Here is a 20,442-nt window from a genome sequence, read left to right on the forward strand (position 1 = left end):
ACGACCGCTGCAACGCTGCAGGTCACCGGCACTAGCCAGTCTCCGTTCGACGGAGACGCCGGACACGGATGCCTACCGGAGGGGAGATTCACACGAGATGGCCATCGACCATGCGGGACGCGCCGTGTTGGCGCAGGAGTTGAAGGCCAAGGAGACTGCGGCCGGTCTGATCCTTCGGCATGCAACCCGCTCGCGAGCGGCAGCCATCCAGGCAGCCGGCATTCGCTGTAGAGAGATGGGAACCGAGGGCCCCGGGAAGTCAGCAGTGAATGACTGGGTAGTGAAAGGTGCTCCGGCGACAGACTTCCGCCAACTGTGGGCCTACGTCGCTGTCCTGGACCAGTGGGCGCATGAGCGAGCCGCACACTCCAGCGCCCGTACTGTGGGAGCAGTACGGGCGGACCGGGCACATTGGAAGCAACTATGGGAAAACGCCCGCCGCCAGTCCAATGGTGTTCAGCCTGCTTCTGCTGATGAGCCAGATCTGTTTCGCTTGGGGCGGCCGACTGCCGGCTTCGATCCGGTCAAGGAGCTGGAGGTGCATCCCGCCATTGACACTCCTGGCCGCCCCAGTGATCCCTTGCCGACTTACGTCCCCCGTTCGCACGATGCCGAACTGAAGAAGGTCGCTACAAGCGCTGAGCAGGCCAGCCAGATGGTGATCTTGGTGGCAGATTCGTCCGCAGGCAAGTCTCGCGCTTGGTGGGAAGCCCTGCAGCACCTGCCAACGGGCTGGCATGTTTGGCGTCCGGCAGATCGAACAGAGCTACTAGCAGCGCTTGACAGCGGCCCGTCTATTGCCCGCACGGTTCTCTGGCTCAACGAAACCCAGCGCTTTTTGGACAAGACGAGGGAGGGCGAACGCACGGCTGCCAGTCTCACCTCACTGCTCCTCTCGCCCGAGCGTGGTCCGGTGCTGATCGCTGGAACTCTATGGCGTAAGAACCTCAGTGATCTGGCTCCCCGGACTGACGATCCTTCTGCTCGGTCTCCTGTGACGGCGTTGCTCAATGCCGCCCACATCGTCCGAATACCGGAATCATTCGATACCCAGGACCTTGAAGCCTTGCGCCCCCTGGCCCGCCGTGACAGCCGCTTGGCCGAAGCGATGGAGCATGGCGCGACGCGCATCACCCAGTACCTCGCCGGCGCCCGCGAGTTGCTGGCGCGGTATGAGCAGGCCCCGCCCGAAGCTCGGGCCTTGCTCGACGCCGCTGCCGATGCCCGGCGCCTGGGACACGTTCCGGCTCTGACGCAGACATTCCTGCGGCATGCTGCCGCTGCCTACCTCGACCCCGACGACTGGGCCGTCCAAACGTCGCAGTGGCGATCAATGTGGTTCGAGCAGGCGCTGCAGTACACATCCCAACCGTGTCGGGGCGTCCCCGGCCCTTTGGCCCCTCAAGCACCACCCGTGGGGGCGCCGGATGAGGTTCCCGCCCCCCTCCTCCTCGCCGACTACGTGCTGCTGCATACCATCCGTTCTCGGCAACTGACGTTTCCGCCCGAGGGCTTCTGGGACGCAGCCGCCTGCCGCATCGAGGACAACCCATCCCTCAGAACCATGGCTTTCGCGGCCGACGAGCGACTGCGCTTCGGCATAGCAGACCGCCTGGCCACAGCCCTCGCCGCCGCTGGAGACCCAACAGTCCTAGCGGAGCTAGCAGATCTTCGAGATGGCGAGCAGGGTTCACTCATGCACTCACTGGCCTCTGCGGCAGGCCATGGTCCCTCCCTCAGCGCCCTTACCTGGGAATGCCTGGACAAGGACGATTGGAAGGGGGCCGCGGCATTTGCCCGGCAAGCTCTGACCGCAGGTAGCGATGACGGCATGACACGGCTTGTACATGCGCACTTCGACCGCGGGAAGCGCAAGGTGGCGGTAGCTCTCGCCAGGGAGGCGGCCCGAGCAGGGCATGGTGGCCCACTCAGCACAGTCGCTGAAAGTCACATGATGGCTGGACTGGCGAAGAAAGCGCTCAGGCTGGCCCTGGAGGCAGCGGCGGCAGGCAACACTCACGCGCTGGAATGGCAAATCACACGCCTCATATACGCGGGAGAATTCGTAGCCGCAGAGTCCTTGGCTCGCGAAGCCGCAATCGCTGGAGATGCCCATCCACTGGCCAGCATTGCTTCCCACTACCTAGAGGCTGAACAGTGGGCCAAGGCTGAAGCACTAGCTCACGAGGTGGCAGCCACAGGCCACGGAGACGCTCTCAGCCATCTTGCCGCGGAATACGCCAAGGCACAGGAATGGGCCAAGGCCGAGCTACTCGCCAGGCAAGCCGCTGATGCCGGCAGTGGGTTGGGCATGCAATGGCTTGCCGACATACGGGGCGAGGAGGGAGATTGGGAGACAGTCGAATCATGGGCCCATCAGGCCGCAGCGGCAGGAGCAGAATACGCTCTCAACCAACTCGTCAGGCGTCTCCTTGAAGCAGGAGAACTGGATACCGCTGAGAGACTCGCGCCCATCGCCTCACCCCACGAGCTACCGCCCCCTCTCAGCGCAGTGGCTCTGGCACGTTGGAACGCCAACGAGCGGGAGCGAGCCATGGAGTTGGCACGAGAAGCCGCAGCCGCAGGGGAAGGACTGGCCCTGGCAGAAATCGCCATGCTCCAGTGGGAAGCAGGGGAGCCAGCAACGGCCTTGGCCCTGGGCCGAGAAGCCGCAGCCGCAGGGGAAGGGCTAGCCCTGGCAGAAATCGCCATGCTCCAGTGGGAAGCAGGGAAGCTGGACTGCTCCGAGGAACTTGCGCGGGAAGCTGCGGGTGCCGGTAATGCACTGGCCCTAGCCGAGATAGCTCGGAGACAGCTAGAGGCCGGGCACATCGACGCTGCCGAGAGAGTGAGCCTGCTCGCCATCAACGCGGGTGGCATCACTGCCATGGAATTCATCGAAGACCAAGAGGCATATATGGACGCGTTCTCAATCAGCATGGGCCACGGTCTGGACGCACAGGGACGACGAATCTGTGCGGGGGGGGACACCACCGATCCAAACTCGCCCCTTCACACCGTCGACCTCCCAGCGTCCTGACTGGAGCTCACGCTGCTGACCAGCCTCTCGTCAGCTGAGGCCACCAGGGCACTTCCAGGGCACATGAGCCCGGGAAACGACGCTGACCCGTGAGAACTACGGAGAGGAGCTTTCCCAGTTCAACGCACATTTCTCTGCGAAACCCCAGGTCTGCGTCCTCCCGCCACCAATCGCTCCACGAGTGGCAGGACTTCTCCCACCGGCTGCACGACGCGGGGCACCAGGCGTACTGCCTGGTGTGGCCCTGACCTGGGGTTCGGTGGGTTCGGGCGGGGCTTCCGGGTTCCGCTCTCGTAGTGCCGGAGAGGGGCCGTCAGGCAGCCAGGGCACATGGGTTTCGCTTGGGGCGCTGGCGTGCCCTGGGCGGCAGCGGGATCGCCGTCGTCCTCGATCTCATCTTCCGTGAAGACGTCGTCGATCGCCTTGCGGGGACGAAGGCGTAAGCGTGCATGCCGTCTTCCCGCGCCGCCTGAAGGTAGCGCGCGCCGCGCTGGAGCGGAGGGATCACGCCGTCCGAGGCATTTGGCGGCCCTGACGCCATGGACACCGCCCACGGACTGTTCCACGGCGACTCCCGCCACCTGCTCACCTACCAGTCGAGCCCGAACCACCTGGGGCAAGGAGCCTGCGGTCCTGCTGGCGAGCGTCATGATGCGCGGCGCCGGACTCGACTGGTTCGAGCAGGGCGATGTATGGGCCAAGGTCTCGGCTCTTCGGCCGCCTACCGATCCAGTGCGCTCCGAACGAGGCGCCGAGTTGGTTCCGGCGATGCGGAAGTTCATGACCGCTGACGCTTACAGCCTCTGCAACCAGGGTGGCCCACTCCACGCGTACGAGGGGTGGGTGACCGCCTTCGAACGGGTCGGTGCCACGCTCGCCGCGCTCGCCAGCCGCGGCGCCCTCACACGCGGCCTGCGAGCCCGGTTCGGTGAGGCGCACGCAGTAGTCGAGGACAGCGCGCACCTTCTGGATCGCCAACCTGGAGACCGTCCTGCGGGCTCAACGCGACCCGGAACTGCGGGAGCAGGTCGCCGCCGGACTGGCGCAGGGCCGCAGCGGGATGGCGCGCGAGGTCACCGGCACCGCCGAGGCTGAGCTCTCCGAGGAGACGGTCCGCACCCTCGGATCGGTGCAACTCGCCCTCGTCAGCGGCCTGATGATGCAGCACCTCACGGACCCGGAGTCCGCTCCCACCGCCGACGAGGTGCTGACCGGCCTGCGAGCGCTGGCCGCCGCCCTGCCCACGGAGGAGTGAGGTCCGGCCGTACGGCCGCTCGAAGGGTTCAGACACGCGCGCCCACGTGCACGTTTTCGGTCGGATCGAGCCAGGGAACACGGGGATTTGGCCGACGGCCGGTCTTCAGCCGACCCGCTCCGCGCGCCGATGCACAGGACACCGACCATCGAGGAGGTCCGCCGTGGGCGACGTTCTGCTGGCTCTGTCCATCCCTGTGCTCGTCTTCGGCGGCGGCATCTACGCGGCCTGCGACTGCTGGTGGCGCCGCAGGCATCCGGCGCCACCGTCCCCGTACACCCACCGGGCGGCCCGGCTGGCGGAGCAGGACATGCTGCTGCTGGCCGAGGAGATCGTCGACGACGCGTACGCCGCGCTCGGCCCCCTCTACGACGCCCCGGCCGCGCCGGACCCCGCCGAACCGCCCACCGCGCCCGCCGCCATCAGTTCCCGCTCGCCCCGGTCGTCCCGCCCGGCGTCCACCCCGGGTCGCGGCCCGTCACGGCCAGCAGGCGTTCGAAAGCGGTAGCGGTCTCCGGGACCGGGAACGGCTCGCCGAACACCTTCATCTCCCGGGCCTGCGGAGCCATCGCCGCCAGCCCCGGGCCCGCCTCGTCGAGCACGCTCCGCTCCGGCACGAAGTCCCTGCCGGTCGCCCGCGCCAGGTCCCAGGCGTGCACGGTCAGATCGCCCAGCACCATGAGCCCCACCGTCCGGGCCGGCAGCCCCATCCGCCCGGTCGTGCCCTCCTCGACGCCCGGCGCGCTCCACGCCTCCACCAGGCGGGCGGTCTCCTCGCCGAACCTGCCCCGCCAGTCGCCCGTCACGAACTCCGGCTCCTGACCGAAATCCACGTCCTCGCGCGCCGCGAGGGCCTGGAAGTTCACGACCACCAGGAACAGGTGGTTCAGCAACGCCCGTACGTCGTAATCGGCGCACGGCGTACGGTCGCCCAGCCGCGCGTCGTCGATCCCCCGGACCACGGGCAGGGCCCGGGCAGCGGCGGTCTCCAGCAGTTCACCGATCGTCTGAGTCATGCCTCCACCCTTCGCCGCCCCCCTCTCCCCCGTCTTGAAGAAACACGACAGGCGTCCGGAGCCTCACTAACATCGTGGTCATGGCCGCCGGACCCCGCCGCGACACCCGGGGCATCGTCGACGCCCCGGACCTCTTCGCCCACGTGCGCTTCCGCCGCCGCGAGCCAGCCGCCGCGCTGCGCCCGTACCTGGAGCACTACTGGCTGGTCGACTGGGACCTCACCGAGCCGTACGCCGCGCACGTCGTCCCGCACCCGTCGGTGAACCTGGTCCTCCAGCGGTACGAGGGCGGGGACAGCCCCCGGGAGCGGTCCGGGTACGCCGAGGTCGCGGGCGTCGACCCCGGGCTCTTCACCCGGAAGCTGGCCGGGCGCGGCCGGGTCTGCGGGACGCAGTTCCGGCCCGGTGGCTTCCGCCCGTTCGCCCCCGGGCGGCCGGTCTCCGCGTGGACCGGGGTGCGGGCCGACGCCGCCGGCGTACTGCGCCTGCCGCCGCCCGTCGACGCCGTCCTGGACCCGGACGACGAGGACGCCCGGGTCGCGGCGATGGACGCCTTCCTGCTGGCCCTGGAGCCTCGCCCCGATCCCCGGGCGACCCTCGCGATGGCCGTCGCCGACCGGGTGCGCACGGACCGCACGGTGCTCCGGGTCGACGCGCTCGCCCGGGACGCCGGGCTCTCCGCCCGCTCCCTGCAACGGCTCTTCTCCGCGTACGTCGGCGTCGGCCCGAAGTGGGTCATCCTCCGCTACCGCATCCACGAGGCGCTGGAGGCCGCCGCATCCGGGCCGGCCGTCGACTGGGCGCGGCTCGCGGCGGACCTCGGCTACAGCGACCAGGCCCATCTGGTGCGGGACTTCACCGCGACGGTCGGCGTGCCCCCGACGGCGTTCGCCCCGCGCTGACGGTGTTCGCCCCGCCCTGACGGTGTTCGCCCCGCGGTGACGGCGTCGGCACGCGTCGGACGGAGGCCGGTCACGCACACCCGCGCGCCCCGCGAAATCCCTGGCCGCCCGTCCCGCCCCGGTGGCATCCTGACCGGGTGAACGGACCCGAGATCACCCTCGAAGTAGCCCCTGAGCTGCGGCTCTTCGTCCCGCACGACCGCCGGGGCGGGCCCACGCCCCTCGTCACGGACGGCTCCTCGACCCTCGGCCATGTCATCGAGTCCCTCGGCGTCCCGCTCACCGAGGCCGGAACGCTGCTGGTGAACGGCGGCCCGGTGGCCCGCTCGCACGTGCCAGGACCCGGCGAACACGTCGACGTACGCGCCGTGGAACGCCCCCAGCGCGTCCCCGGCGCACCTCTGCGCTTCCTCCTCGACGTCCACCTCGGCACACTGGCCCGCCGGCTGCGGCTCCTGGGCGTCGACGCGGCGTACGAGAGCGAGGACATCGGCGATCCCGCCCTGGCCGCCCTCTCCGCGCGCGAGCGGCGCGTCCTGCTCTCCCGGGACCGGGGGCTGCTGCGCCGCCGCGAGCTCTGGGCGGGGGCGTACGTCTACAGCGACCGCCCCAAGGAGCAGCTCCGCGACGTCCTCGGCCGCTTCGCTCCGGTCCTGGACCCGTGGACCCGCTGCACCGCGTGCAACGGCACCCTGGCCGGGGCGTCGAAGGACTCGGTGAGCGGACTGCTGGAGCACGGCACGCAGCAGGCGTACGACGTGTTCGCCCAGTGCACGGAGTGCTCCCGGGTGTACTGGCGCGGCGCCCACCACGGTCATCTGGAGACGATCGTCTCCGAGGCGGTCCGCGAGTTCGGGGGCGCGGCGGCGTAACGGCGCACCGCGCACACCTGCCTCGCGCGCCGCGCACGCCCGGCCCGCGCACCGCGTACGCCCGCGCCCGGGACGGCCCGCGACGCCTGCCTATCCTTGGCCCGTACCCGATCAGCAGTCCGCATCAGCAGTCCGAGGAGAGATCCGCCATGGCCGCCACCCCCATCGCCGTCGTCACCGGCGCGAGCAGCGGCATCGGCGCCGCGACCGCCCGTACGCTGGCCGCCGAAGGCTTCCGCGTCGTGCTGACCGCCCGCCGCAAGGACCGCATCGAGGCGCTGGCCGCCGAGCTCACCGAGGCCGGCCACCAGGCGACGGCGTACGCGCTGGACGTCACCGACCGGGCCGCGGTCGACGAGTTCGCCACCGCGTTCCGCTCCCTCGCCGTCCTCATCAACAACGCGGGCGGGGCGCTCGGGGCCGACCCGGTCGCGACCGGCGCCCCCGCCGACTGGCGGCAGATGTACGAGACCAATGTGATCGGCACGCTCAACGTCACCCAGGCCCTGCTGCCCGCGCTCACCGCGAGCGGCGACGGCACGATCGTGATCCTCTCCTCGACCGCGGCGCTGTCCGCGTACGAGGGCGGCGGCGGGTACGTCGCGGCCAAGCACGGCGAACACGTCCTGGCCGAGACCCTGCGCCTGGAGATCGTCGGCACCCCGGTCCGCGTCATCGAGGTGGCCCCCGGCATGGTCAGGACAGAGGAGTTCGCCACCACCCGCTTCCGCGGCGACACCGAGAAGGCGGCCAAGGTCTACGCGGGCGTCGACGCCCCGCTGACCGCCGAGGACGTGGCCGACACGATCGGCTGGGCCGTCACCCGGCCCAGCCACGTCAACATCGACCTGCTGGTGGTCCGCCCCCGCGCCCAGGCCTCCAACACGAAGGTCCACCGCACGCAGTGAGCCGGTGAGCGATGGGGGCCCGGGACCGGCGTACCGGTCCCGGGCCCCTGTCGGCCGTGCGTCAGCCCACCGTGAACGTCGTCAGCACCGCAGCATGGTCCGTCGGCCATGCGTTGCCGGCCTGGTCCGGGACCGGCTTCGGGTCGCCCTCGACGAAGGACACCGAGTCCTTCACCGTCAGCTTGCTGCCCGCGTAGTCGATGAAGTCGATACGGTCCTGCGGCTCGTCGACGCCCGTGGAGCCCTCGTGCTTCGGGTAGACCGGCGACCAGGTGTTGCCGGGCACCGCCGCCGGGTCCGGGTTGGCCTCCCGGAAGGAGTCCTTCAGACCGGCGGCCTCGAAGGTCTTGGTGACGGGCCAGTCCACCTGGCCGTAACCGCAGTGACTGTCCGTGGTCGCCTCGGTCCAGTCCAGGTGCGAGGGCGTGTTGAAGTCGCCGACCAGCAGCACCGGCGTCTCGTCGGCGGCGGCGATCTTCGGCGCGAGGTCCTTGGCGATGGCCTCGGCCTGCGGGGTGCGGCCGGACTGCGCCTCCCGCTGGAAGATCTCCTCGACCGGCATCCTGTCGAAGCAGGCGTCGTACGGACCGTACGGGTCGTAGCCGAGGTGGGCCGTCCAGAGTTCGACCTCCTGGCCGGTGGCCTCGTCGATCCGGATGCGGACGCCCGCCGCGGCCTGGCTGGTCTCGACCTCGGAGGTGAACGGGAAGCGGCTGATGATGCCGAGGTCCGCGTCGGACTGCCAGTGGTCCCAGCCCAGTTCCCTTGCGATCTCCCGCGCGGAGTGCCCGGAGGTCTCCTGGAGTCCGACCACGTCGGGCCGGTGCTTCTTGATGACGGCGAGCTGCTTGGCCAGACCGCCGTCGACCTTGGCACCGCCGTGCCAGAGGTTCAGGGTCATGACGCGCAGCTCGCTCGCGGCGGCCGGCCGCGCGGGCTTCGCGGCCTCGTCGGACTCGGCCACGGGGCCGGCGACCGCGACGGCCGCGGTCGCCACGAGGGCGACGGCCGCTGCGGTGCCGGCCAGGAGAATACGGCGCTGGGCACTCACTGGTTGCTCACTCCTTCACTTACACCTTGAGGGACGGGGCGACGGCTCGCTCGGCGACGAGCACGGGGTTCTCGTGCGGGGTGATCGTGCAGCGCGTTCCCGGGACCAGCGCGGTCGCCTCCCAGCTGGGCAGGTCGGCCTTGCACGCGGCCCCGGAGTCGGTGGTGAGGTGCAGCCGGGTGGTGGGACCGAGGAAGGTCGCCACCCGGACGGTCGCGGGGGTGCCCGCCGCGTCGTCGGCGGCCCCGACCGCCAGCCCCTCGGGGCGCAGCAGGACGTCGACCTCGGCGCCGGCGGCGGGCCTCTCACCGTGGATGGGCAGCCGCCGCCCGAACAGCTCGACGACCCCGCCGTCCCGGACGGTGCCCGGCAGCCGGTTCATGGTCCCGACGAACTCGGCGACGAACGGCGTGGCCGGGCGGTCGTACAACTCGCCGGGCGCGGCGCACTGTTCGAGCCGCCCGTCCTTCATCACGGCGACACGGTCCGCCATGGACAGCGCCTCCTCCTGGTCGTGGGTGACGAAGACGGTGGTGATGCCGAGGTCGAGTTGGATGCGCCGGATCTCCTCGCGGAGGCTGAGCCGCACCTTGGCGTCCAGGGCGGACAGCGGCTCGTCGAGGAGCAGCACCTTGGGCCGGACGGCCAGGGCACGGGCGAGGGCGACGCGCTGCTGCTGGCCGCCGGAGAGCTGGTGCGGGTAGTGGTCCTCGCGGCCGGGCAGGCCGACCAGCTCCAGCAACTCGGCCGCCCGCCCCTTGCGTTCGGCGGCGCCCCGGCCCCGTACCCGCAGGCCGTACGCGATGTTCTCGGCGGCCGTCATGTTCGGGAACAGGCTGTACGACTGGAAGACCATGCCGATGTCACGACGGTGGGCCGGGACCGAGGTGACGTCCTCGCCGTCCATCAGCAGTTCGCCGCCGTCCGCGGTCTCGAAGCCCGCGATGATGCGCAGCGCGGTGGTCTTGCCGCAGCCGGACGGGCCGAGCAGGGCGACCAGTTCGCCGGGGGCGATGTCCAGGTCGAGTCCGTCGAGCGCGACCGTCGAGCTGAACTTGCGGCGCAGTTGCTTGAGTTGCACGGGGACGGTCATGACACGGTCTTCTTTCGGTTCTCGCGGTCCCGGTTCTCGTGGTCCCGGTTCTCGCGGACGGAGTCCCTGCGCGTACGGCGGCGGCTGCGACCTCCGGCGAGGGTGGTGAGCAGGAGCAGCAGCCCCCAGGTGATCAGCAGGCTCAGCATCGCGGCGGCCACCGACAGTTGGGCCTCGGAGTCCTTGATCTCCACCATCCATACGGAGAACGGGCGGTAGGAGAGCACGGAGGCGACGGTGTACTCGCCGAGCACCATGGCCAGGCTGAGCACCGCGCCGCCCACCACGGCGGCCCGCAGGTTCGGCACGATCACCTGCCACAGGGTCTGGAGCCGGGACGCACCGAGCGAGCGGGCGGCCTCGACGAGGGTGCGCAGGTCGACGGCGCGCAGCCCGGCGTCCAGCGAGCGGTACAGGAACGGCAGCGACATGACCGTGTAGACGAGGACGAGGACCAGCGGGAAGTTCTCGTCCCGCAGCATCTGGAAGGTCATGTAGAAGGGCGTGTCGGCCAGGTCCTGTTCCCAGGACAGCACCGTGGTGACGCCCGCGACCAGCGCGATCGGCGGCACGACCAGCGGCATCATGCACAGGATCTCGACGGTCCGGCGCAGCCCGGGCAGATAGAGCGCGACCGCGACCAGGGTCGGCACCATCAGGAGCAGTCCGCAGACGATGGTGGCCAGGCCCAGGCGTACCGAGAGCATCAGGCTGGTGGTCAGCCCCTCGGTGCCCAGCCCCTGGGTGTACGCGTCGAAGCTGATGCCCTCGACCTCGTTGACGCTGAACCAGATCGAGGCGCCGATGGGCACCAGGAAGTACAGCGCGGCCAGCGGCAGGACGACGGCCCGCGAGGTGAACTTCATCCGAGCCATCGGGCACTCCTGCGCTGCAGCGGTATCTGTACGGCCATCACGAGCAGCGCGATCACGACCATGTTGAGGCTCATGGCGAGGGCGAGGTTCTCCTGGCCCACCAGGACGTTGCCGTTGAGGGCGTTGGCGATCTGAATGGTGATCAGCGGCTGCGAGGAGCCGACCATCACGGCGGCCGTGGCGTGCGAGGCGAACGCCGTACCGAACATCAGCACCGCGCCGCCGAGCAGCGACGGCGTCAGCACCGGGATCCCGACGTGACGCCAGTACTGCGCGCGGGTCGCCCCGCAGGACGCGGCGGCCTCCTGCCACTGGGAGCGCAGCCCGTCGAGGGCGGGCAGCACGGTCACCACCATCAGCGGGACCATGAAGTAGAGGTAGGCCAGCACCAGTCCGGTGAAGCTGTAGAGGCTGAAGCCGGTCCGGTCCAGGTGGAACAGCTGGGTGACTGTACCGGTCGTCCCGAGCGTCGCGATGAACGCGAAGGCGAGCGGCGCGCCGGAGAAGTTGGCGAGCACCCCGCTCGCGGAGACGACGATCCCGCGCAGCGCCGGCCGCGACGAGGTGACGACGGCCTGGGCGATGAGGGTGCCGATGACGGTAGCCAACAAGGCGGTGAACAGGGAGAGTTCGACGCTCCCGGTCAGCCCGGTGGCGTACGCGCCGGACAGCGACCCGCTGACGTTCTCCGTGGAGAAACGGCTCGCACCGCTCTCCGGGTCCAGGACGGTGAACGCCCCGTACACCATGGTCCCGGCGGGCAGCCCGAAGCACACCGCGAGAAACGTGAAGAAGGGGACGACGACGGGCCACCGGTGCCGCCGCGCGCTGCGGCGGGGGCCGCCGGCCCGGCCGGCCGGAGCGGGCGGCACGGGGGCGGCCGCGCCCGCCACGGGCACGGGGCCCGCGGCGGGGACGGGAAGTGCGGTCTGTTCGGGCATGGTCAGCTGACCGCCTTGCCCCAGCCCTGGACGACCGTCTCCTTGGCCTTCGCCTCCTGGTCCACGGTCGGCTCCTGCGGAGTGCCGTGGACCTCGGGGATCTGGGCGACGGCGGCCTTGTCGGCGGTGCCGTCCTTCTTCATCGCCTCCAGCAGCGCCGGGCGCGAGAAGCCCTTCAGCCAGATGTTCTGGCCCTCGGGGCTGTAGACGAACTCCAGCCACAGGCGGGCGGCGGCCGGGTGCGGGGCGTGCTTGTTGACGCCCTGGTTGTAGTAGCGCGAGTACAGGCCGTCGGCGGGCACCACGACCTGCCAGTCGACGCCCTTGGGCTCCAGCTTCTGGCCGTACCCCAGGTTGAGGTAGTCCCAGTCGATCGAGATCGGTGTCTCGCCCTGCTGGATGGTGGCGAGCGTGGACTTCGCGGGGACGAAGTTGCCCTTCTTCTTCAGCTCCCGGAAGAAGTCGAGACCCTTCTGCGCGTCGTCCAGGGATCCGCCGTTGGCCAGCGACGCCGCGACGACCGCGGCCAGCGCGGAGCTGGACTCGGTCGGGTCGCCGTTGAGCGCGACCTTGTTCCGGTACTCGGGCTTCAGCAGATCCTTGAACGTCTCGGGGCAGTTCTTCACGGCCTTGGCGTCACAGCCGATGGATATGAAGCCGCCGTAGTTGTTCATGAAGGAGGCGTCCGGCTGCTTCTGCGCGTCCGGGATGCCGTCCCAGCCCTCGACCTTGTACGGGGCGAGCAGACCCTGCTTCTTGGCGTCCTGCATGTACGAGGTGCCGAGGTCCAGCGCGTCGACGGCGCGGGCCTGGCCCTTGCGCTTGGCCGCCGCGTTCAGCGCGCCCTGGCTGCTGCCGCCCGGGTCCTCGTTGTTGACCTCGATGGCGTACTTCTTCTCGAAGGCCGCGATCATCTCGCCGTAGTTGGCCCAGTCCGGCGCGAGGGCGTAGACGTTGAGCTTGCCCTCCTTCTCCGCCGCCGCGACGAGCTTCTCCATACCGCCGAGGTCCGCGGCCGACTCGGCCTTCGCGGCCTTGCTGTTCTGCGCACCGGCGTTGTCGGGTGCGGAGCCACAGCCGGTGGCCACCAGGGCGGTGAGGCCGGCGAGGGCCGCGGCGGTCAGAACGCGGCGGGGATGGTGTGCCTTCACGATGCGTACTCCTGGGTCTGCGGCGAGCCACCTGTATGGACAAGCCATCGTCAGTAAGCCAGGTGAAGCTAGCAGCCAGGTGACCGGCAGGTAAAGGCTTCGACAAGGAAAAAGTGCAGGTCAGAAGCGTTATCAAGACGTTGGTTTACGTTCGGCCAAACTGGTAAGGCGCAGGGTTCGCTCTGGCCGAGAGGTACACCCACTGCGCGCAGTATGGAAGATGCGGAACACTCACGCGGATGGCATGATCACCCCTGGCCATCGCCCGGCGCCCCCAAGGAGAGACGTGACCCGACGGCACCAGCAGATCGCCGAGGAGCTGCGCCTCGCCATCGCCGACGGCACCTACCCCGTGGGCTCCGAGCTGCCGTCCGAGTCCGAACTCGCCCTGGCCCACGGGGTGTCCAGGGGCACCCTCCGGCAGGCCTTCGGCACGCTCCAGTCGGAGGGCCTGATCGGATCCCGGCAGGGCGCCCGCCGGACCGTCCTGTCCACCACGCCCAGCCAGAGCTTCACCGAACTGCGCAGCTTCGCCCAGTGGGCCCGGGCGGGCGGCCGCACCCCCGGCGGCCTCGTCCGCGGCTCCCGCCGCGCCAAGGCCACCGAGGCCGAGGCCGCCCAGCTCCACCTCGCCCCCGGCGACCCGGTCCTGCACGTCTTCCGGGTCCGCACCCTGGACGGCGAACCGGCGCTCCTGGAGCGCACGGTGTACGCCGGGTGGGTCGTGGAGGCCGTCGAACGCCTCCCGGACGACTGCGAGTCGGTCACCCAGAGCCTGTACGAGGAGGCCGGGGTGGTCATGAGCCACGGCGAACACCACCTGGACGCGATCGCCGCGGGCACCACGGACGCCCGGGAACTGGGCGTACGGCGCGGCGCACCGCTGCTGCGGGTCCGCCGCACCACGACCACCCCGGACGGCCGCCCGGTCGAGACGTCGGACGACCGCTACAAGCCGGACTCGGTGGTGTTCACCGTACGCAACTCGGTCCAGGCGAACCCGCTGGTGCGCACGGCACCGGACTGAACCCCGGCAGGGCCCCGTACGCAGCCCGTACGGGGCCCCACGCAACCCGTACGCAGCCCGTACGAGCCCCGCGCAACCCGTACGCAGCCCGTACGAGCCCCGCGCAGGCCCTATGCAGGCCCGCACGAGCCCCACGCAGCCCGTACGCAGCGCCCACCCGCCCACAGCTGCCAATCCCCGCCCGGGGACACCCCGCCCCCTCCAGCCCCAGGAACAGCGAGCCCCGTATGCCCCCGCTCCCCCGCCCCGCCGCCCTGTTGTGCGACATGGACGGCACCCTCGTCGACACCGAGCACGCCTGGCTGGACACCGTCGCCGGCTTCCTCCGCTCGCAGAGCTCCCCGGCCGACGCGGACACCCTCGCCCCCTTCGCGGGCGCCGCGCTGGCCGACGCGGCCGCCCTGCTCGTACGCGGCGGCCTCACCGCCCTGCCGGAGGCGGAGGCGGCCGCCCTGCTCGACCGGGAGTTCACCGCGCGGGTGGCGGCCGGCGTGACCGTCCAGCCCGGCGCTCTCCGGCTCCTGGACCGGGCGCGCGCACTCGGCGTACCGACGGCCCTGGTGACCGCGTCCGAGCGGCACGTGGCGGACCTGGTGCTCGACACCCTGGGCCGGCACCGCTTCGACACCTCGGTCGCCTCGGGCGAGACGGCGCTGGGAAAGCCGCACCCCGACCCGTACCTGGCCGCGGCGGCCGCGCTCGGCGTGGCCCCGCAGGACTGCCTGGCCGTCGAGGACACCCCCACGGGCGCCGCCGCCGCACTGGCCGCCGGGTGCCGTCTGCTCGCCGTCCCGTCGGTGCCCGGCATCGAACCGGGCCCGCGCACGGTCCTGGTCGCCTCCCTGACGGAGGCGGACCTGACGGAGGCGGCTTAGGGCCACGGCCCGGCAATCCCGCGGACCCGCGCCCCACGCCACGGCCCTCGATCACTCGTGCGGGTGACCGGGCCGCATCGCCCCCACCTCAGCCCTTGATGCAGATGACCTGCTTGAGCTTCGCGACGACCTCGACCAGGTCCCGCTGCTGCTCCATGACCTGCTCGATCGGCTTGTACGCCGCCGGGATCTCGTCCAGGACGCCGGAGTCCTTGCGGCACTCCACGCCCCGGGTCTGCTCCTCCAGGTCCCGCACCGTGAAGCGACGCTTGGCCGCGCCCCGGCTCATCCGGCGGCCGGCGCCGTGCGAGGCCGAGTTGAACGCCTTCTCGTTGCCGAGGCCCTTCACGATGTACGAGCTGGTGCCCATCGAGCCGGGGATGATCCCGTACTCTCCGGAGCCGGCGCGGATCGCTCCCTTACGGGTGACGAGCAGGTCCGCTCCGTCGTACCGCTCCTCCGCCACGTAGTTGTGGTGGCAGGAGATCTCCTGATCGAAGACCGGCTTCGCCTTCTTGAACTCCCTGCGGACCACGTCCTTGAAGAGCGCCATCATGATCGCGCGGTTGTACTTCGCGTACTCCTGCGCCCAGTACAGATCGTTCCGGTAGTCGGCCATCTGCGGGGTCTCCGAGATGAAAACGGCCAGGTCCCGGTCGACGAGGCCCTGATTGTGCGGAAGCTTCTGCGCGATGCCGATGTGGTGCTCGGCGAGCTCCTTGCCGATGTTGCGGGAGCCGGAGTGCAGCATCAGCCACACCGCCCCCTCGCTGTCGAGGCAGAACTCGATCATGTGGTTGCCCGAGCCCAGCGTTCCCATCTGCTTCGTGGCGCGTTCCTGACGGAACTTGACCGCTTCCGCGATCCCCCCGAACCGTCCCCAGAAGTCGTCCCAGCCCGCCGTCGGGAACCCGTGCAGCCTTCCCGGGTCCACCGCGTCGCCGTGCATCCCCCGGCCGACCGGAATGGCCTGCTCGATCTTGGAGCGGAGCCGTGACAGGTCGCCGGGAAGATCGTTCGCGGTGAGGGACGTCTTCACCGCCGACATCCCGCAGCCGATGTCCACCCCCACCGCGGCCGGGCACACCGCGCCCTGCATCGCGATCACCGAACCGACCGTCGCCCCCTTGCCGAAGTGGACGTCCGGCATGACCGCCAGACCCTTGATCCAGGGCAGCGTGGAGACGTTGCGCAGCTGCTGCATCGCCCCGTCCTCGACCGACGCGGGGTCCGCCCACATCCGGATGGGGACCTTCGCCCCCGGCACCTCTACGTACGACATAACTCCTCGATTCCCCCGAAAAGACTGAAAGCGCAAAACCGGTGCCAAGGTCGGCAAACCCGTCGGCCGACCGGCATTCACAGCGGCGCGTGCGATACACATTGTGTCCATCGGCCGCCTTGGAGCGGCAACTCGTTTTCCGTACCGAAGGGAGCCTGGGACGGTGCGACACATGGCGTACGTACCCGGCGTCGCGCTTCTCGCAGCGTTCGCCGTCGGCTGCAGCGCCGGCGCCGACAGCGACGCGAACGGCGCCGACAGCAAGGCGGGCAGCCCGACGGTCACCCCCGCGCCGCCCGGCAAGTACCTGACCCTGCCCGCCCCCTGCCGCGCCGTGCCGCGTGCGACGCTGAAGGACCTGCTGCCCGGCGCCGCCGAACTGCCCGGGGACCAGCAGGAGAAGGTGTTCCGCGGATCGGCGGCCGTCACGTACGACACCGACCGCAAGGTCGGGTGCAGCTGGAAGTCCGACGCGCCGAACGCCACGCGGAGCCTCGCCATCGACTTCGAGCGCGTCGTCTCCTACGACCCCGCGGTCAGCGACGACGACCGCGCGGACACGGTGTACGCGAAGAAGGAGAAGGCCGCGGGCCTGTCGTCCTCGGTGACACCCGGGCCGGACGCGGAGAAGAGCTCCGGAACCCCGGACGGGAAGGACGAGAAGGGCGAGAAGCAGGAGAAGGAGGAGGAGGGCGCGGGGAAGTCCGAGGACCCGGCGGGAGACGACGACGCCACGGCCTCGGCGGGCCCCTCGTCCTCCGGGGACACCGGCGGGAGCGGCGGGAGCAGCGGCAGTCCGGAGGACGCCCTGCCCTCGCGCGTCCTCGACGGCCTCGGAGATGCCGCATTTCTGCAGGATCTGCCCACTCGGGCAGGTTCCACCGCACAGCGCCACACGGTGAGCGTGGTATTCCGCACATCGAACGTGGTCGTGACCGTCCGGTACGCCGAGCAGCCGGCCCTCATCACGCAGGCGCCCGACGGCAGGGAACTTCAGGAGAAGGCCCAGGCACTGGCCCGGAAGCTGGCCGAGGCGCTCAGCGAATAGGCCCCCTCCGCCCCCCTCCGAGGGGCTCCCACCGGCCGGGTTTCCGGTCCCCGGGGGCCCTCGGCGGCGGCGCGGGACGCCCGCCGCCCGTCGTACCGTGGCTGTCCGGAAGACGTACCGACCCGCTACCGAGCCCGCCCGTACACCGCACGAACCGAGACCTCCAGCACCGAGAGCTCCGTGCCATCCGAGTGAAGGAACCATGCACCGATCTGCCCCGCGCCTGTCCCGCATCCTCGCCTGCGCCGCCGTTCCGGTGATGCTCGTAGCCGTCGGCTGCTCGTCGGACTCCGGCTCCGACGGCAAGAAGAACGCGGGCTCCTCGTCGTCCGGCACGGCCGGCGCCAAGTCGTCGGAGCCCACCGTCGAGGCGGCGAAGTTCACCGATCTGCCCGACCCGTGCGCCTCGATCGCGAAGAAGACGATCGAGGACCTGGTGCCCGAGGCCAAGAAGAAGGGCGGCACGGCCGGCGGGTCCTCCGACCTGTCGGTCCGTAGCAGCTGCTCCTGGAACGGCCTGGACGACCAGGGCGTCAAGGGCTCGCAGTACCGCTGGCTGGACGTCGGCTACACCCGGTTCGACTCGGACCAGTCGCTGGGCAGCGGCGCCGAGCGGGCCACCGCCGACTACACGAAGCAGATCGCCAAGACGAAGGCCGCCGAGGGCGCCGAGAAGGTCGCCGCGGAGCCCACGGCCGGCATCGGCGAGGAGGCCACGCTCGTCACGTACGGCCTCAGCAAGACGGACGAGGACTTCGCGTACGCCACCGTCGTGGCGCGCACGGGCAATGTCGTCGTCACCCTGACCTACAACGGCGCGGGCTACGCGGGTGCGAAGACGCCCTCCTCCGGGGACATCGTCAAGGGCGCCCAGAAGGCGGCGAAGGAAGCGATCGCCGCGGTCGAGAAGAGCGCGGGCGCCAAGGACGCTCCCCCGGCGAAGGGCGACGACGGGGACGCGAAGGCCGAGGACACGAAGAAGGAGTCGGGGGGCGCGAAGGGCGACTCCTAGGCCGGCTGACCACCGGGGCGGTCAGTACCGGGCAGTCCGCGCCGTCCGGTCGGCGCGCTGCGCCGTGGGGCGGACGTGGAGCCTGCTCAGGTACTGGCCCGCCGTGGGCAGCGTCTCCAGCAGGATGTGCTGCTGACGCTTGATCCGGACGAAGTGCGCGTCGGCCACCTCGCGGGCGTCCTGCCGGTGGGCGAGGGACGCCCGGAAGGTCCGACCGCCCGGTGCGAGCGCGGCCAGCACTCCCGCGTACCGCAGTTCGTGGCGCTCGGGGGTCAGGGCCGCGCTGTGTGCCGCCAGGCACTCCGCGAGCTCCGGCGAGAGCGGAGCCGCGCGCCGGGCGCTCCAGTACGGCGTGTCCGCCCGGGGGGACGTGTGGTGCAGCAACTGAGCGAAGTCCCGGGCCCGTGCGGAGCCGGTCGCTACGGCACGGTTGAAGCGGGCCGCGGGCCCGTCCCGGTCCTGGAGGGCGGGAAAGTCCCGCACCAGCCGGTCCAGTGCCTTGAGGACCCCGCTCAGCGGTCCGCCCGCCAGGGGGTCGCGGGCGTCGGCCGCCGGACCCAGGGCGACGCAGTTCTTCACCCACGCGCGGCGGCTGTGCCCGGTCCGCGGGGCGGTGTGGCGCACAGTGGTGTGCTCGGGCCGCAGCCCCCACAGGGCGCACAGGGTGCGCGCCGCCTCGTCCGGCCCGGTCCGGTCACCCGGGTAGGCGTGGCCCGCCTCGAAGCCGTCCACCAGGGGCATCTTCCAGGTCCAGCCGGACGGCAGCGCGGTGGCGGTCGTGAAGGGGTCGACGTCGCGCTCGGTGCGGTCGTACGGGACGGTGACGGCGACCGCCCGGTCGCACCTCGGCCGGTCGGGGGCGTCGAGGTACGGCTCGCGCAGGATTCCGGCGAGGACCAGGCCCTCCGGTCCGGTGCAGTCGAGGAAGAGATCCCCCGGCACCCTGTGCCCTTCGGCGGTGTGCAGGGCGGTGAGCATTCCCCGCTCGTCGCGCTCCGCGGTCCGTGGGGTGCCGCGGAGCGTCCGGACGCCGAAGCGGCCGGTCGCCGTATTGCGCAGGTACTCGGTGAACAGGCGGATATCGACGTGCCATCCGTAGGGGAAGGCCCGTCGGCCGTCCAGCCACCGTGGTGATTTCCGGGCGTCCATGAGAGGCGGCTCGCGGAAACACGCGTAGTCGAAGTTCTCGGTGCTCTCTCCGTTCGCCCTGCGCCTGCGCCAGTGGTCGAGAAGCAGCGAGTCCTCGCATTCCGGAATGCCGGAGCACGGGTCGTAGAAATAGTCGAGGCTGCCGTTCTCCAGAGTGCGCGGGGGCAGTTCCGCGGGCCCTTCGGTGCGCCAATTCACGTAACGGACGGCCGCCTTGAAGGATGCCCGGCAGGTGCGCATCCATTCTTCTTCCGGAACCCCGAGCCGGTCGAACAGTTCACGCTGAAACTCCGGCTCGACGGCTGCCACCTGGGAGGTTTCTTCCGCGCCGGGCAGATCGGGTGTCTCCAGTACGGCGATGGAGACGGTCGCGCGGAATGCGGAAGCGAGCCGGGCGGCCGCTGTCCAACCGACGGCCGTGCCGCCCACGACAACGATGCGCGTGATGTGACTGTCCATGGAAGCAGCCTTCCTCTCTGTCATGTACGGCAGCTGTATCCGGGCTGTACGGGCCTGTATTCACGCATACAGATCTGCTGGATATTTCCTATGCCGGTGCGGCCGAACCTGGTGATGCGGGACCTGAACGGGGCCCGGAACTCATCTCAGGAGGAAGAATGTTCGAGGCCGAATCCGGCACACCTCAGGTCCGGCATCCACTGGCAGTCCTGGCGGAGATCGAGGAGCGCGGAACGCGCGATCAGGAATTGCTGCTGCACGACAGTGCCACCCCGTGGGCGGAACTGCTGGCCCACTATGCCGACGCGCTGAGCGCACTGGCCTCCGCGGCCCCGGGCGGCGAGGCGGAGGTGCCGGGTATCGCGAGAAGCGCGGAGATACCGGTCTACGGCCTGGACTCGGGGCACGCGGGCGGCTGCGGCTGATCCCCCACGGCTGAACGCCCCGTGTGCCGCCCGGAACCACGGGCGGCACACGGGGCCGGGG

18 protein-coding genes and 2 pseudogenes are annotated in these 20,442 nt (G+C 70.6%); 12 read left to right on the top strand and 8 right to left on the bottom strand.

Annotated elements, in window-relative coordinates; all coding sequences use genetic code 11:
• Window positions 1-97: 97 nt before the first annotated feature.
• The 4 genes and pseudogenes from ACFWM7_RS04075 (at window position 98) to ACFWM7_RS04090 (ending at window position 4,803) form a co-directional block, all read left to right on the top strand.
• A complete protein-coding gene (locus ACFWM7_RS04075; protein WP_383254791.1) occupies window positions 98-3,040 on the top strand; it encodes a hypothetical protein in 2,943 nt (980 codons plus the stop codon).
• A 512-nt stretch (window positions 3,041-3,552) separates the two neighbouring features.
• A pseudogene (locus tag ACFWM7_RS04080) lies at window positions 3,553-3,988 on the top strand (thiopeptide-type bacteriocin biosynthesis protein); the annotation flags it as partial.
• Window positions 3,989-4,007: 19 nt separating this feature from the next.
• Window positions 4,008-4,295: pseudogene (locus ACFWM7_RS04085) on the top strand (TetR family transcriptional regulator); the annotation flags it as partial.
• Between the two features lie 163 nt (window positions 4,296-4,458).
• Window positions 4,459-4,803, top strand: coding sequence for a hypothetical protein (locus ACFWM7_RS04090; protein ID WP_383254793.1), 345 nt, complete (start codon window positions 4,459-4,461; stop codon window positions 4,801-4,803).
• On the opposite strand, the gene ACFWM7_RS04095 is transcribed toward ACFWM7_RS04090, so the two are convergent.
• Complete coding sequence (locus ACFWM7_RS04095) at window positions 4,718-5,311, bottom strand: TIGR03086 family metal-binding protein (RefSeq protein WP_383254797.1); 594 nt, start codon at window positions 5,309-5,311, stop codon at window positions 4,718-4,720. The genes ACFWM7_RS04090 and ACFWM7_RS04095 overlap by 86 nt on opposite strands.
• 80 nt (window positions 5,312-5,391) lie before the next feature.
• Between ACFWM7_RS04095 and ACFWM7_RS04100 the strand changes: the two genes are divergently transcribed.
• The 3 genes from ACFWM7_RS04100 (at window position 5,392) to ACFWM7_RS04110 (ending at window position 7,993) form a co-directional block, all read left to right on the top strand.
• Window positions 5,392-6,213 (top strand): DUF6597 domain-containing transcriptional factor, encoded by an 822-nt coding sequence (locus ACFWM7_RS04100; RefSeq protein WP_383254799.1) that lies wholly within the window; start codon window positions 5,392-5,394, stop codon window positions 6,211-6,213.
• A 137-nt stretch (window positions 6,214-6,350) separates the two neighbouring features.
• A complete protein-coding gene (locus ACFWM7_RS04105; RefSeq protein ID WP_383254803.1) occupies window positions 6,351-7,085 on the top strand; it encodes a Mut7-C RNAse domain-containing protein in 735 nt (244 codons plus the stop codon).
• Window positions 7,086-7,234: 149 nt separating this feature from the next.
• Window positions 7,235-7,993: an SDR family NAD(P)-dependent oxidoreductase gene (locus tag ACFWM7_RS04110; RefSeq protein ID WP_383254805.1), complete on the top strand. Its 759-nt coding sequence runs from the start codon at window positions 7,235-7,237 to the stop codon at window positions 7,991-7,993.
• Window positions 7,994-8,054: 61 nt separating this feature from the next.
• Here the strand turns inward: ACFWM7_RS04110 and ACFWM7_RS04115 are convergent, their stop codons facing one another.
• Genes ACFWM7_RS04115 through ACFWM7_RS04135 form a run of 5 tightly spaced genes read right to left on the bottom strand, consistent with a single transcriptional unit; the run spans window position 8,055 to window position 13,104 of the window.
• Window positions 8,055-9,044 (bottom strand): endonuclease/exonuclease/phosphatase family protein, encoded by a 990-nt coding sequence (locus ACFWM7_RS04115; RefSeq protein ID WP_383254808.1) that lies wholly within the window; start codon window positions 9,042-9,044, stop codon window positions 8,055-8,057.
• Window positions 9,045-9,063: 19 nt separating this feature from the next.
• Complete coding sequence (locus tag ACFWM7_RS04120) at window positions 9,064-10,137, bottom strand: ABC transporter ATP-binding protein (RefSeq protein WP_383254812.1); 1,074 nt, start codon at window positions 10,135-10,137, stop codon at window positions 9,064-9,066.
• On the bottom strand, window positions 10,134-11,012 hold the full coding sequence (locus ACFWM7_RS04125; RefSeq protein WP_383254818.1) for an ABC transporter permease: 879 nt from the start codon (window positions 11,010-11,012) through the stop codon (window positions 10,134-10,136). Before ACFWM7_RS04125 ends, ACFWM7_RS04120 begins: the two co-directional genes overlap by 4 nt.
• A complete protein-coding gene (locus tag ACFWM7_RS04130; protein WP_383254821.1) occupies window positions 11,000-11,953 on the bottom strand; it encodes an ABC transporter permease in 954 nt (317 codons plus the stop codon). The genes ACFWM7_RS04125 and ACFWM7_RS04130 overlap by 13 nt, the downstream gene beginning before the upstream one ends.
• Before the next feature lie 2 nt (window positions 11,954-11,955).
• Window positions 11,956-13,104 (bottom strand): extracellular solute-binding protein, encoded by a 1,149-nt coding sequence (locus ACFWM7_RS04135; RefSeq protein ID WP_383254823.1) that lies wholly within the window; start codon window positions 13,102-13,104, stop codon window positions 11,956-11,958.
• Between the two features lie 286 nt (window positions 13,105-13,390).
• On the opposite strand from ACFWM7_RS04135, the gene ACFWM7_RS04140 reads away from it, so the two are divergent.
• A complete protein-coding gene (locus ACFWM7_RS04140) occupies window positions 13,391-14,131 on the top strand; it encodes a GntR family transcriptional regulator (RefSeq protein ID WP_383254826.1) in 741 nt (246 codons plus the stop codon).
• A gap of 227 nt (window positions 14,132-14,358) precedes the next feature.
• On the top strand, window positions 14,359-15,006 hold the full coding sequence (locus ACFWM7_RS04145; protein ID WP_383254828.1) for an HAD family hydrolase: 648 nt from the start codon (window positions 14,359-14,361) through the stop codon (window positions 15,004-15,006).
• Window positions 15,007-15,094: 88 nt separating this feature from the next.
• Here the strand turns inward: ACFWM7_RS04145 and ACFWM7_RS04150 are convergent, their stop codons facing one another.
• Window positions 15,095-16,288, bottom strand: a complete 1,194-nt coding sequence (locus ACFWM7_RS04150; RefSeq protein ID WP_383254831.1) for an RtcB family protein — start codon at window positions 16,286-16,288, stop codon at window positions 15,095-15,097.
• A 172-nt stretch (window positions 16,289-16,460) separates the two neighbouring features.
• On the opposite strand from ACFWM7_RS04150, the gene ACFWM7_RS04155 reads away from it, so the two are divergent.
• A complete protein-coding gene (locus ACFWM7_RS04155; protein ID WP_383254834.1) occupies window positions 16,461-17,336 on the top strand; it encodes a DUF3558 domain-containing protein in 876 nt (291 codons plus the stop codon).
• Between the two features lie 202 nt (window positions 17,337-17,538).
• A complete protein-coding gene (locus ACFWM7_RS04160) occupies window positions 17,539-18,348 on the top strand; it encodes a DUF3558 domain-containing protein (protein WP_383254837.1) in 810 nt (269 codons plus the stop codon).
• A 21-nt stretch (window positions 18,349-18,369) separates the two neighbouring features.
• Here ACFWM7_RS04160 and ACFWM7_RS04165 read toward each other — a convergent pair whose 3' ends face one another.
• Window positions 18,370-19,956 (bottom strand): tryptophan 7-halogenase, encoded by a 1,587-nt coding sequence (locus tag ACFWM7_RS04165; protein ID WP_383254841.1) that lies wholly within the window; start codon window positions 19,954-19,956, stop codon window positions 18,370-18,372.
• A 158-nt stretch (window positions 19,957-20,114) separates the two neighbouring features.
• Here ACFWM7_RS04165 and ACFWM7_RS04170 point away from each other — a divergent pair, with 158 nt between their 5' ends.
• A complete protein-coding gene (locus ACFWM7_RS04170) occupies window positions 20,115-20,381 on the top strand; it encodes a DUF6269 family protein (RefSeq protein WP_383254845.1) in 267 nt (88 codons plus the stop codon).
• Window positions 20,382-20,442: the final 61 nt, after the last annotated feature.

It is taken from the genome of Streptomyces sp. NPDC058375 (genome assembly GCF_042723425.1).
Classification (GTDB): Bacteria; Actinomycetota; Actinomycetes; order Streptomycetales; family Streptomycetaceae; genus Streptomyces; species Streptomyces durocortorensis.